Origin of the sequence: Mycobacterium sp. B14F4 (assembly GCF_039871645.1) — a bacterium.
Lineage (GTDB): Bacteria > Actinomycetota > Actinomycetes > Mycobacteriales > Mycobacteriaceae > Mycobacterium.
This window is the reverse complement of record NZ_JBDPMF010000002.1, coordinates 95974-108438: the sequence shown is the minus strand read 5'-3', so window position 1 is coordinate 108438 and position 12465 is coordinate 95974. Positions and strand designations below refer to the sequence as shown.

The 12465-nt window shown below is 67.5% G+C and carries 13 protein-coding genes; 8 read left to right on the top strand and 5 right to left on the bottom strand.

Features of this window, described 5'->3' with window-relative positions; genetic code table 11:
* Positions 1-12 precede the first annotated feature (12 nt).
* The 3 genes from ychF (at position 13) to ABGB19_RS05625 (ending at position 2017) form a co-directional block, all read left to right on the top strand.
* Positions 13-1086, top strand: coding sequence for a redox-regulated ATPase YchF (gene ychF / locus ABGB19_RS05635; protein ID WP_347684909.1), 1074 nt, complete (start codon positions 13-15; stop codon positions 1084-1086).
* Between the two features lie 92 nt (positions 1087-1178).
* A complete protein-coding gene (locus ABGB19_RS05630; RefSeq protein ID WP_347684908.1) occupies positions 1179-1568 on the top strand; it encodes a nuclear transport factor 2 family protein in 390 nt (129 codons plus the stop codon).
* A 107-nt stretch (positions 1569-1675) separates the two neighbouring features.
* Positions 1676-2017, top strand: a complete 342-nt coding sequence (locus tag ABGB19_RS05625) for a DUF1801 domain-containing protein (protein WP_347684907.1) — start codon at positions 1676-1678, stop codon at positions 2015-2017.
* Positions 2018-2067: 50 nt separating this feature from the next.
* On the opposite strand, the gene ABGB19_RS05620 is transcribed toward ABGB19_RS05625, so the two are convergent.
* Together ABGB19_RS05620 and ABGB19_RS05615 are read right to left on the bottom strand one after the other, a co-directional pair.
* Positions 2068-3414 (bottom strand): MBL fold metallo-hydrolase, encoded by a 1347-nt coding sequence (locus ABGB19_RS05620; RefSeq protein ID WP_347684906.1) that lies wholly within the window; start codon positions 3412-3414, stop codon positions 2068-2070.
* 14 nt (positions 3415-3428) lie between these two features.
* On the bottom strand, positions 3429-4202 hold the full coding sequence (locus ABGB19_RS05615) for a sulfite exporter TauE/SafE family protein (RefSeq protein ID WP_347684905.1): 774 nt from the start codon (positions 4200-4202) through the stop codon (positions 3429-3431).
* 113 nt (positions 4203-4315) lie between these two features.
* Between ABGB19_RS05615 and ABGB19_RS05610 the strand changes: the two genes are divergently transcribed.
* Together ABGB19_RS05610 and ABGB19_RS05605 are read left to right on the top strand one after the other, a co-directional pair.
* Positions 4316-4801 (top strand): SRPBCC family protein, encoded by a 486-nt coding sequence (locus tag ABGB19_RS05610; protein ID WP_347684904.1) that lies wholly within the window; start codon positions 4316-4318, stop codon positions 4799-4801.
* A 29-nt stretch (positions 4802-4830) separates the two neighbouring features.
* Positions 4831-5904 carry a DUF2993 domain-containing protein gene (locus ABGB19_RS05605; protein ID WP_347684903.1) on the top strand — a complete coding sequence of 358 codons (1074 nt, stop codon included), beginning with the start codon at positions 4831-4833 and terminating at the stop codon, positions 5902-5904.
* A gap of 9 nt (positions 5905-5913) precedes the next feature.
* On the opposite strand, the gene ABGB19_RS05600 is transcribed toward ABGB19_RS05605, so the two are convergent.
* Positions 5914-6591 carry a guanylate cyclase gene (locus tag ABGB19_RS05600; RefSeq protein ID WP_347685635.1) on the bottom strand — a complete coding sequence of 226 codons (678 nt, stop codon included), beginning with the start codon at positions 6589-6591 and terminating at the stop codon, positions 5914-5916.
* A gap of 42 nt (positions 6592-6633) precedes the next feature.
* Here ABGB19_RS05600 and ABGB19_RS05595 point away from each other — a divergent pair, with 42 nt between their 5' ends.
* Positions 6634-6798 carry a hypothetical protein gene (locus ABGB19_RS05595; protein WP_347684902.1) on the top strand — a complete coding sequence of 55 codons (165 nt, stop codon included), beginning with the start codon at positions 6634-6636 and terminating at the stop codon, positions 6796-6798.
* Here ABGB19_RS05595 and ABGB19_RS05590 read toward each other — a convergent pair.
* Entirely contained in the window at positions 6795-7577 is a 783-nt protein-coding gene (locus ABGB19_RS05590; protein WP_347685634.1) for an adenylate/guanylate cyclase domain-containing protein, read from the bottom strand. The genes ABGB19_RS05595 and ABGB19_RS05590 overlap by 4 nt on opposite strands.
* 31 nt (positions 7578-7608) lie before the next feature.
* Here ABGB19_RS05590 and ABGB19_RS05585 point away from each other — a divergent pair, with 31 nt between their 5' ends.
* Both ABGB19_RS05585 and ABGB19_RS05580 read left to right on the top strand, forming a co-directional pair.
* Complete coding sequence (locus ABGB19_RS05585) at positions 7609-8562, top strand: hypothetical protein (protein WP_347685633.1); 954 nt, start codon at positions 7609-7611, stop codon at positions 8560-8562.
* Positions 8563-8660: 98 nt separating this feature from the next.
* The gene (locus ABGB19_RS05580; RefSeq protein ID WP_347684901.1) at positions 8661-9503 is read left to right on the top strand and encodes a hypothetical protein; all 843 of its coding nucleotides are present in this window, start codon (positions 8661-8663) and stop codon (positions 9501-9503) included.
* Between the two features lie 61 nt (positions 9504-9564).
* Here ABGB19_RS05580 and ABGB19_RS05575 read toward each other — a convergent pair whose 3' ends face one another.
* Positions 9565-12450: an aminotransferase gene (locus ABGB19_RS05575; protein ID WP_347684900.1), complete on the bottom strand. Its 2886-nt coding sequence runs from the start codon at positions 12448-12450 to the stop codon at positions 9565-9567.
* Positions 12451-12465: the final 15 nt, after the last annotated feature.

Genomic DNA, 12465 nt, shown 5'->3' with positions numbered 1-12465 from the left:
ACTCTGGACCCTGTGGGCCTGAACCTGGGAATCGTCGGACTGCCGAACGTCGGGAAATCGACGCTGTTCAATGCGTTGACGCGCAATGACGTGTTGGCGGCGAACTATCCGTTCGCGACGATCGAGCCGAACGAGGGTGTCGTGGCGCTGCCCGATCCGCGACTGGCCGAACTCGCCAGAATGTTTGAGTCGGAAAAGATCGTCCATGCGCCGGTCACCTTCGTAGATATCGCCGGGATCGTCAAGGGCGCCTCCGAGGGCGCGGGGCTTGGCAACAAGTTCCTGGCCAACATCCGCGAGAGCGACGCGATTTGCCAAGTGGTGCGGGTGTTCAGTGACGACGACGTCGCGCACGTCGACGGCCGCATCGACCCGAAATCCGACATCGAGGTGATCGAGACCGAACTGATCCTCGCGGACCTGCAGACGCTGGAGAAGGCGTTGCCGCGGCTGGAGAAGGAGGCGCGGACGCACAAGGACCGCAGGCCGGCCCACGACGCGGCCGCGGCTGCGCAGGAGATCCTCAACGGCGGCACGACGCTGTTCGCCGCGGGCATCGACGCGACGCCGTTGCGCGAGCTGAACCTGCTGACCACCAAGCCGTTCCTCTATGTCTTCAACGCCGACGAGGCGGTGCTCACCGACGAGGCGCGCAAGGCGGAGTTGCGAGATCTGGTGGCGCCTGCGGACGCGGTGTTCCTCGACGCCAAGATCGAGGCCGAACTGCAGGAACTCGACGACGAGTCCGCCGCCGAGCTGCTGGAGTCGATCGGCCAGACCGAACGCGGCCTCGATGCGTTGGCGCGGGCCGGCTTTCATACGTTGAAGCTGCAGACGTTCCTCACGGCGGGCCCGAAGGAGGCCCGCGCGTGGACGATTCACCAGGGTGACACCGCGCCGAAGGCGGCCGGGGTCATCCACACCGATTTCGAGAAGGGCTTCATCAAGGCCGAGATCGTCTCCTACGAGGACCTGATCGAGGCCGGCTCGATGGCGGCGGCCAAGGCGGCGGGCAAGGTGCGGATGGAAGGCAAGGACTACGTCATGGCCGACGGCGACGTGGTCGAGTTCCGCTTCAACGTGTAGACGGCAAGGCCGCCGGGCGTTAGCGAATCGCGGTGGCAGTCGAACTCGGTTTTTTCGTTTCATCCCACTTCGAACCGGCTTACGCTCGCGTAATGCTGTATCGATGGTTCGTCCGCAAACAGGCGCTGGCACTGTGGGACCGGCTGAACGATCAACGCTTCGATGACATCCCCATCGCAAAGGATGTGCACTTCGTATACTTCGGCGACCACCCGCTAGCGACCGAGTTGCAGGGTGCGGATGCGATGCGGAACTGGTTGCGAACTGAGTTATTCGGCCGCCTTCCAGGTATTCGTTTTGAGGTGGAAGAGATCCTCGTCGAGGGCGGCCCGTGGTCGACCCGTATGGCCACCCGATATGCGGCAAAGCGAGACGGCAAGTTGGTCTACCGCGGCGTGCAGTTCACGCGCATCGCTTGGGGCAAGCTCGTCGAAGAACGAGTCTTGCCTGATCCGAAGGCGCTTTCCGCCGCGCTTGAGTGACGGCCGCATCACGGTCGAGTTCCGGTTCAACGTGTAGACGGCAACCCAAGACGAGCGATCCTTTGCACACGTGGTGGAGTTCGGCTCAACGTCGGTAGATTCGGGGCATGACCGAAGATTGGCGCATCGGCCGGGTCGAGCAGATTCGGTCGTTGATCAAGCAAGCCGAACCCGACGTCGTCGAGGAGATCAAATGGCGCAAGCCATCCAACCCTGATGGCGTGCCGGCGTTCTCGTTGGATGGCCTGATCTGCACGCTGGAGATGTACAAGGGCAAGGTCAAGGTGAACTTCGCCAAGGGTTCGTCCATCAGTGATCCGGACAACCTGTTCAACGCGAGTTTGGAAGCCCCCGTGGGGCGTGCCATTGATCTGCGTGAGGACGACGAGTTGGACGCCGACGCGTTCGAAGCCCTGATCCGCGAGGCCGTCAGGGTCAACCGCAGGTAGCGCATCGAGGACGGCGCCGCCCTCAGATGAGCAGGCCGACTGATCAGCCGCTACTCGGCGAGCTTCAATTCCCTTGCGGTGTCGAAGGAGTCGTCGACGAGGACGACGTCTCGATGCTCACGGTCGAGCATCGAGGCCGCGATCGACGATCGGTAGCCCGATTCACAGTGCACCCAGACTTCGCCGGCAGGCACCTCGTTGATTCGATCGGCGAGCTCATGCAGCGGAATGTTGACGGCGCCGGCGATGTGGCCCTCCTCGTGCTCACCGTGCTGACGGACGTCGAGCACCACGAGGTCGTCGCGTCCGAGAACGCCCGCCAGCTCGCCGAAGTCGGCGACTCGATAGGAGCGCAGCGGTACGCCGTCGCTGAATCGCGACACCTCCCCGACCGCCGATCCGGTGACGTTGTCGACCCCGATGCGCACGAGCTCCCTGCGGGCGTCGACGATCTGCTGCTTGTCGTCGCCGATCAGCGTCAGCGGAGCGCCCCAGCGGTAGAGCCAGCCGAGGTAGTTCACGAACGAGTCGGACAGCTCGAAGGCGAGCGTGCCGTCGAGGTGTCCGGCGGCGAAGGCGGTGCGGTTGCGGAGGTCGACGACCCACTCGCCGGCGTTGATCCTGCGACGTAGCTCGTCCGGGTCGACCGGCTCGGGTGTGGAGAGGTCGACCGGTGGCGGTCCCTGCTTGTTGATGACGCCCATGTGCGCGTAGTAGGCGGGGTACGCCGACAAGCCGGCGATGAGTTCGTCGACGTAGGTCTGCTCGTCCTTGGTCAGCGCCGGATTGCTCCGGCGCTGTTCGGCGATCGTCGAGGAGTCACCGCTGCTGGGCGTGGCCGAGCAGAAGCTGCCGAAGCCGTGGGTGGGGTAGACCTGTGTGTCGTCGGGCAGTTCGTCGGCGAGGCGATGAACGGATCGGAACTGGGCGTGGGTGAGTTCCTGGGTGTGTTCCTCGCCGAGCAGATCGGTGCGCCCCGTGGTGCCGTGCAGCATCGATCCGCCCGTGAACACCCCGACCGTCGCGCCGTCGCGATCGCGAAGCACGTAGCTGATGTGGTGGTGGGTGTGGCCGGGGGTGTGGACGGCCTGCAGCTGCATCGGTCCGGCGTCGATGATGTCGCCGTCCGCGACGGCGCGCCGTAGGTAGTCGACGTCGTCGCCGGCGGGCACGACGTACTCGGCGCCGGTGACCCGGGACAGTTCGAGACCGCCGGTGACGTAGTCGTTGTGCAGGTGGGTCTCGAGGACGTGCGTTATCCGCACGCCGAGTTCGTCGGCGAGCTCGAGGACACGGTCGATATCGCGTTGTGGGTCGACGACGACCGCGACGCCGTCCTCGTCGGCGATGTAGCTGCGGTCCCCGAGCCCGGAGGTTTCGATGATGGATACGTTCATGAGTTCTCCTTCGGTCAGTGCAACAGGGTCGTATCGACAAGGACGTATGCGGCGACGGCGAAGACCAGGTAGGCGAACCATCGTCGGAGCCGGTCGGTTTCGATCTTCGTGCCGAGATGACCGGCGACCAACGAGGTGACGATCGCCGCACCGACGAACGCGCCGGTGATGGACCAGTCGATGCTCGCGTCGCTGAGATGGGCCACGATGCCCGCCGCCGAGTTGGCCGCGATGATCAGCAGGGAGGTACCGATGGCGATCGGCATCTCCACGCCGAGCGCGAGCACCAACGCGGGGATGATGAGGAATCCGCCGCCCACGCCGAACAAACCGGTGAGCAGGCCGACGAGGATGCCCGCGGAAATGGAGCGGGGTGCGCACCGCCGCCAGTTGATGCCGGAATCGCCGACGGTGCAGGCCGAGCCGGTCTCGCCGTCATCGCGGAGCATGCGCCAGGCGGCGACCACCATCACGATGGCCAACCCGATCAGCAGGGCCGACTGCGACAGGTGTCTGCCGATGGCCGTCCCGGCGAACGTCGCTGGGACTCCGGCGGTCGCGAAGATCGCCGCCAGGCGCCACTGAACATGACCGGCTCGTAGCTTCGGCAGTGCGCCGACAGCGGAAGCGACACCGATCGCGATCAGGGACATCGGGATGGCCTGTTTGATGTCCAGCCCGACGATGTAGACCAGTGCGGGCACGGCGAGGATGGATCCCCCGCCCCCGAGCAGTCCCAGCAGCACACCGATGACTGCCCCTGAGAGCAGACTGACGAGCATCGCCATGGTGTTTGGACTCCTCCTCCCGGGCGAGCCTATACCCAATGGGGTATGGGTCTAACCATGGCAAGTGTCGGAGTCCTGCCGTGCAGGGTCGGGCTCGGGTTCAATCTGGTGACATGACCCGCACCGATACCGCCTCAACGGTGGTCAAAGCGCCGCTCACTCGTGTGTTTGAGGCTCTCATCGATCCGCAGGCGCTCGTCGAATGGCTGCCGCCGTCCGGGATGACGGGTCGCTTCGAGCACTTCGACGCCCGTCCGGGTGGGTCGTACCGCCTGGTTCTGACGTACACGGTGCCGCCGGCCGACGGCGGAAAGAGCGATGCGGACACCGACGTGGTCGAAGCGCGTTTCGTCGAGATCGAGCCCGACGACCGCGTCGTGCAAGCGGTCGACTTCGCTTCGAAGGATCCCTCGTTCGGCGGCACGATGACGATGACGTGGACCGTCTCGAGGGTGGACGGTGGCACCCGGGTCGAGTTCCGCGCCGACGATGTCCCGCCCGGGGTATCCGCCAAGGACCACGAGGACGGGATGAACTCGTCGCTGCAGAACCTCGCCGCTTACCTCGCGAGGCGGCAGACCACCTTCCGTGGCTCCTGATCGGGGCCGGATAGGGCAGAATCGCGCAGGTGACCCAGCCGCCGCAGCGCCCCGGCCAGCCCGACTGGCGCGGCAGGGGTGCGCCGCCACCCCACCCGGGGCAGCGCCGACCGCCACCGCCACCCCGGCCCGAGCCGCCGCGACGGCCGCCGCCTGCGCAGCCCGAGCCACCGACGCAGCCAGCGCCGAGGCGTCCCGAACCGCCGACCGAACAGATCCGCCAGCATCCTCGGCCGGTCACCGGCCCGACCCAGCGCTTCCCGAAGCCTCCCTCGCCGGCCGATGCGCGGCCAACGGAGCAGATGTACCGGCAGCCGCCGGCACCGCCGCCACCGCCGACGTTCGGCCCGACTCCGGGTGCCGACGAAAAGCCGCGTCGGGCACGCGGATTCAACAAGAAGATGATCGCCCTGACCGCCGTCATCGTGGTCGCGCTGCTCGCCGGGGGGCTGGCCGGTGGCGAACTCTACGCACGGCACCGCGCCGACGGCATCCTGACCGAAGTCGCCGAGTGCGTCACCGAAGACGGTGTGTCGATCTCGTTCGGCGTGAACCCACCGTTCCTCTGGCAGCACGTCACCGGTCACTACACCAATATCTCGGTCACCACGGCGGGCGACCGCGTGCAGAGCGCCGACGGGATGACGGCGGAAGTGACCCTCGCCGACGTGCGGTTGCGGGAGACCGCGGACTCGAAAGGGACCATCGGATCGCTCGACGCCACGCTCAGCTGGAAGTCGGCGGGCATCAAGGACACCGTTGCCGCCAACCTGCCCGGCGTGGGCAACCTGATCACCGGTGTGCGCACCGACCCGAACGCCGGCACCGTGATCCTGGAGGCGGGCGACAACAGGGTGACCGCCAAGCCCGTCGTCACCGACGGCGACCTGAACCTGCAGGTGCTCGACGTCGTCGGCCCGCTTCCGAAAGATGCTGTGCAGACAGCGCTGAACGACCTGACCAAGAAGCTCAACGACAACTACCCGCTCGGAATCCACGCCGACAGCGTCGAGGTCACCGACATCGGGGTCGTCGGCACGTTCTCCAGCCAGAACGCGTCGATTCCCAAGGAAGACGCGAATCCCTGCTTCGCGCGGCTCTAGCGCGGCCAATCAGTCCAGCACCACGGCGATCTCGGCGCCGAGCCGGTGGCCCGGTGTCAGCGGCAGGTCGTCGCCGCTCCAGAATTTGCCCGGATCGAACCAGCTGTAGTGCTTCTCGGTGGTCAGCAGCCCCATCTCCTCGTAGGTGATGGCGACGGTCTCCGCGCAGTACGTCGTCTCCAGGCCGACCTGTAGCTTCTGCTGTTTCCTGCGTTGCGTCGCATCGCGAACACGCCGGTGCACGAACGGGATTCCGCGGGTGAAGTCGGTGGCGGCGAAGCGGCCGCGAAACCAGCGGCCGGTCAACCGCGCGGTGCTGGGAAACGGTGTCCCGTCCATCCGCGCCACCACTTTGAGCGCGCGATCTTCCTGCTCGCGACTGGCTTCCGGCATCAACTGCCGCAGCCAGCATTGCTGGTGGTAGTTGTTGACCCAGCGCTCCACCGCCAGGCGCGCGTCGTTGAGTTGCACGCCGCGATGATGGTCGCCCGTCCACAAGTCGGTCAGCTTGTCCCCGAGTTCGGCGTGCCAGATCAACGGCGGCAGATCCTCGATCGCGATCGTCATCCCGACATGGTTGACCGGCGCGTTGGTCATCGACTGGATCGCCCGGTCCGGCCCTGACCGGCCCCGGAACAGCCACAGGTCACCGGTCCGTGTCGCGTCGAGCGCGCGCTCCAGCGACACCGTGGTTGGTTTCACCCCCGCAGCTTAGGCAGACTGGCCGCCATGCGGGGCATCTGGAAATGGGTCGGGCTGGCCGGAGTCGCCGGCGTCGTGGCGGGCGGTGTGCTGGTCGCGCGCGACCAGCGACGGCGAAACTCCTACACCCCCGACGACATCCGGGCGCGGCTGCACCAGCGGGTCGCCGAGGCCAACACGACCGACGGTTAGCTCGCGACTGCGTACAGCCGGTGCGCGCCGCTGAACCCCTTGAGCTCGGCGTCGCGGCCCTCGTCGAACGCGATGTCGTCGGCCTCGCGCAGCGCGTCGCGCACCACCTCGCTGACCAGCACCTCGCCGCCGTCGGCCTCGCCGGCGACCCGGGCGGCCATCGCGACGTTGCGGCCGAACAGGTCGTCACCGCGGCGAACCGACCTTCCCATGTGAATCCCCATGCGGACCCGAAAGCCGTTGGCCTGCCGTCGAAGTGAGCGCTGGATGTCCATGCTGCAGCGCACCGCCTGCTCGGGATGGGCGAACGCCACCATGAACCCGTCGCCCTGGCTCTTGACGACGTAACCCGAATGCTTGTTCACCTGTCGGCGCACCATCTTGTCGTGCCGGCCGATCAGCCGGACCCAGGCGCGGTCACCGATGCGCTCGTTGAGTGCCGTCGACTCCTCGATGTCGGAGAACAGGATCACCGTCTTGCCGCTCGGCGAGAGCCGGGCCAGGTCCGGCCGCTCCACCTCGGCCCAGTCGGCGAGGTCCTCGATCGAGGACCGCACCGCGGCGCCGAGGCCGTCCTTGCGCAGGATGTTGGCCGTCTGCCACACCTGCTTGACGGCCTCACGGCCACCGGTGAACAGCATGTTCCTGGTGTCGACGCGCTTGCGGGCCTCGAGGAGTTCGTCGCGCTGGCGGGTATAGCGGATCCACAGGATCCCGAGCGCGACGGCCTCCGCCGCCGCGACGACTGCCAACACGTAAGCCGCGATCTGCGCTCCCATCACGGGTCAAGTATTGGATGCTGGTCCCGTGATGCCCGCGCAGGCCCCGTATTACGAGAGTCGCTACCTCCGCGCCAACCACCCTGACCTGCCGAAGGCACTGTGGCTGCGCGAAACGCTGCTGCTGCCGACCGCCGGCGAACCCGTCGCCGACGTGTGGGTGATGGTCTTCGACCCGGACGGCGCCGGCAACCGGGCGCTCAAGGAGCCCTATCCCATCGCCGCGGCCGACTACCGCTACGACGAGTGGACGGCGCGCATCGGCGCGACCTTCCTCGACGACCAATCGGCCGAGGGCGTCGTCACCGGTGGCGACCGCTCGGCGCGCTGGGACCTTCGGATCACCCCCGGCTCCGCGGACCCGGTCAAGCTGCTCACCGAGCGCGCATACCGAGCGCGCTTCCCGACGGCGAAGACGACGGTGCGCCATCCGCTCGCCCGGTTCGACGGGCTGCTCGAAGTCGACGACATCCGGGTGGCGCTCGACGGCTGGACCGGCAGCGTCAACCACAACTGGGGTACGCGACACACGCCTGCGTACGCGTACGGGCAGGTCTGCGGTTTCGACGAACACCCCGACTCGTCGCTGGAGATCGTCACAGCCCGTGCCAGAGTGGGTCCGGTGTTACTGCCCGGCGCGACGTTGTTCGTGTTCCGCCATGCCGGTCAGGAGTTCGCGGTGCGCTCGATCCTCGGCAGTATGCAGACGCACGGGCGCTACCGGCCGTTCTCGTGGACCTTCGGCGGCCGGGTGGGGGAGCAGATGGTCGAGGGCGAGATCGTCACCGAGCCCGCCGATGTCATCGGGCTGACGTACACCGACACCGACGGCACGACGAAGTTCTGCTACAACTCGGCCATTGCGACGTGCCGGATTCAGTTGGCGGGCAAAGCGTTCGAGCGCGCAGAGTTGACCGCGACCCGACGAGCGATGTTCGAAATCCTGACCGACGCCCGCGACGAGGCGGTCCCGCTGCTGGCGTGATTCATACGCGAGTGTGAAACCGTCGCGGAAATTCGCCGGATTTTTCGCCGTAGTTTCACAGTCGTGAACCTGTCGGTGGTCGAAACCAAACTGGCCGCATGGGAGCGGAGCCGTTCATCGGGAGTGAGGCCGTCGCGGCGGGTCGGTTGAGCCCGTACACGTTGAGAAGCAGGTTCGTCGCCGTTCATCGAGACGTGTACGTCGCGGCCGATGCGCAGCTCACGGCGGCCACTCGTGCGAAATCGGCTTGGCTGTGGTCGCGGCGCCGCGGAATCATCGCAGGGCAGTCCGCAGCGGCCGTCCACGGCGCGAAGTGGATCGACGGCCAGGCGCCCGCGCAGCTGATCTACGACAATCGTCATCCACCACAGCACATCACGACCTGGGCGGACCGACTGATTGCCGACGAGATCGAGACTGTCGCGGGAATGGCGGTTACGACACCCGCGCGAACGGCACTTGATCTCGCATGCCGATACCCGATGGAGTCCGCCGTGGCGAAGATCGATGCTCTCGCTCGCGCGACGAACCTCAAGATGGCCGATGTCGAGTTGCTGGTGCAGCGCCACTCCGGCCGGCGGGGAATCAGGCGTGCCCGGCAAGCGCTCGACCTCGTCGACGGCGGAGCCGAGTCACCGCGCGAGACGTGGTTGCGGCTGCTCCTCATCCGCGCCGGCTTCCCAAGGCCCCAGACGCAGATCCCGGTCCGCAACGAGTTCGGCGTTCTGGTGGCCGTGCTGGACATGGGCTGGGAGGACATCAAGGTGGGCGCTGACTATGAGGGTGAGCATCACTGGTCGACGAGGAGTCAGATCGACCGCGACATCCGGCGTTTCGACGAAGTCACCGCACTGGGCTGGATCGACGTGAGAGTGACGGCGCGGGATACGGAAGCCACGATCGTTCAGCGCATCGCGGCCGCCCGCGCCCGCCGAGTGTGAACCTGCTGCGAGATTTCGGCTGATTTCTCGCAGTGGTTTCACGCTCGCGCGGATTAGCGGGCTACCAGCCTTCGGCCAGCACACAATCCAGGGCGTCGACGTAGAAGTCGGCGCCCTCGGCGTCGATGCACAACGGTGGCTTGGTCTTCAAGATGTTCTGGTGGTGACCGGTCGGCTGAATGATCACGCCCAGTTCGAGCATGCGGTCGCAGATTGCCGCGGTCTCCTCGGTGGCCGGCTCGAGTGTCTCTGTGTCGCGCACCATCTCGACGCCCAGGTACAACCCGATCCCGTGCACCGTCCCGACGATCGGGTGCTTGTCGCGCAGCCCGAGCAGCCGGCTCTTCAGGTGCGCCCCGACTCGTCTGGCGTTCTGCTGCAGCCCCTCGTCGCGGAGCACGTCGAGCACCGTGATCCCGATAGCGCACGACAACGGGCTTCCGCCGGTCGACGAGAAGAAGTAGCCCTGCGACCGAAAGCCTTCGGCCACCGCCCGACTCGTGATCACCGCTCCGAGCGGATAACCGTTGCCCGTCGACTTGGCCACCGACACGATGTCGGGAACGGCGTCCTGCTGTTGGAAGCCCCAGAACCACTCGCCGAGACGGCCGTAGCCGACCTGCACCTCGTCAGAGATCGCCAGGCCGCCGCCCGCGCGCACCGCCGCGTACACCTGCTTCAGATATCCGTCGGGCAGCGCCAGCCCGCCCGCATTGCCGTACACGCTCTCGCAGATGAACGCCGCGGGCGGCCGGCCCGCCGCGATCAACTCCTCGATCTGGCGTGCCGCCTCGCCGGCGTACCGACTCGCATCGGCGCCCCGGTACTTACCGCGGAAGCTGTTCGGCGATTCGACCGTGTGCACCCACTCCGGCCGCGTCGCAAGCGCATTCGGGTTGTCGGCGATCGACGTCGACACGGCGTCGGTGCCGTAGGTCCACCCGTGGTACGCCTCGCGCACCGCGACCATATCGCGTCTGCCCGTCGCCGCTGTCGCCAGCCGGATCGCCAGATCGCTTGCCTCCGAGCCGGAGTTGACCAGGAACACGGTGGCCAGCGGATCGGGCAGCGTCGCCGCCATCCGCTCGCTGAACTCGACGACCGCCTCGTAGTTGAACCGCGAATTGGTGTTGAGCTTGCGCAGTTGGCGGGCGGCGGCGTCGGCGACGCGGGGGTGCGCGTGACCCAGTACCGTCACGTTGTTGACCATGTCGAGGTAACAGCGGCCGGCCGTGGACAGCAGGTAGTTTCGCCATCCCCGCTCGAATTGCGGGGGACTCCGGTAGTAGTGCTCCTGCACCGCAGCGAAACTCGCGTCGCGCCGCGCCAACAGATCCGGCTCGGTCGGTGACATGAGCGGAGACAGGCCCACAAGCGGGCGCGGGTCGCGCGTGAGCGCCAGCCAGCCCGGAGCCAGTTCGGCGGAGGTGAACGCCGGTGCGACCGCCGCGCCGACCGGCCGCACGCTCACCTGAATCCGCTGCTGCGATTGCGCCGACGCCAACTGCTCACCGGCGCCGACCCTTCCGGGCTGCGCGGTCACCCGGGCACCGGACACCGTCACCTCGTAGTCGGCACCGCGCAGCGTGACGGCGTCGGCCGACGACGTCACGTCACCGTGCCACGGTGCGAGCAGTGCGGTGTCCGATGCGAACCACACCGTCATGCCCGTCGCCACCACGTCGGGGGTCTCCTGGCTGAGCCTCGGGGCCCGGCTCAGCACCGGCGTGCCGTAGCGTGTCATCGCGGCCGACGCGCCGGCACGCAGCGCGGCGCAGGCCGCCTCGTCCTCGACGCCCGGCGTCAGCCACCGGCCGTCGTCGTAGAGGTCCGACGCGGTCGACAGGTCCAGCATCACCACCGAGTGGGCGTCCACTTTTGCCAACCGGCCCTGTGGCACAACGGCTTCCACGGCATCAGCCAGGCCGAGGTCGGCCTTGATCACCGCGGTCATGACGTCCATCGGCACCGACGTGGCCTGCTCGAACATCCGGCGCTCGTCATCGGACTGGCCGGTGATGTAGTCGTTGTCGGGATCGAGGGCCGCCTGCTGCGCACCGCTGACGATCAGCACCGCGGTGCGCAGCACCAGCAGCGGCCACAGCACGTCGGCCTCCGCGACGGACAGGGGTCGAATGCTGTTGAAGGCACGGACGGCGGGCAGCACCGACGTCGGACCGCTGCCCGCGTGACCCAACACGCACGACGCCGTGATCGCCAGTTCGCAGACCGCCCAGCTGTCGGTGAGGTCGCCGAAGTCGATGACCCCGTCCGGATGCCGGCCGGCCGACACCACCACGTTCGCGTCGGTGAGGTCGAGATGCACCGCCTGGCGCGGCAATGCGTCGGCTCGCGGTGCGATCCGCGTCCACGCCGCGCGGGCGGCCGCCTGGATTCGCGCCCGCAGCACCGCGTCGCCGACGTGCGGGACCAGGTGGGCCACCACGTCGGCGCCGTAGCGCAGATCCCACTGCAGGACCCGGTCCAGCCCGGGATGCGTGAAACCCGCCAGCGCCCGGCTGACCCGGCCCGCCACGTCGCCCAGGCCTGCGACGGCGGTCGGCGGCAGGTATCCCGAGTCCAGCAGGGTGCCTCCGGGCAGGTAGCGCAACAGTCGCACGTACGCCGTGCCGTCGACCAGACCGTCGACCGGCGTGCACTTCTCACCCGCGCGGTTGGGCAGCGGCACCGCGATGCGCAGGGTCGGCTCGGCCTCGGCGATCGCTTCGGCCGCGGTGTCCTGGGCTGCCAGTTCCGTGGCGTTGAACGCGGGATTGGCGACCTTAAGCACCCCGATGACGGTGCTGTCGGCGGCGGTCGCGAGGAAGTTCTTGTCCTGCTGGCTGCCCAACGAGGTGGCGCGGGCGGTGACGCCGTAGTGGTCGGCCAGGACCTGCTCGGCCTGCCGCTCACCGACCGCGGGCGCAGGCAGCTCGGGCTCGGCCAAAATTGAAGCCGACGG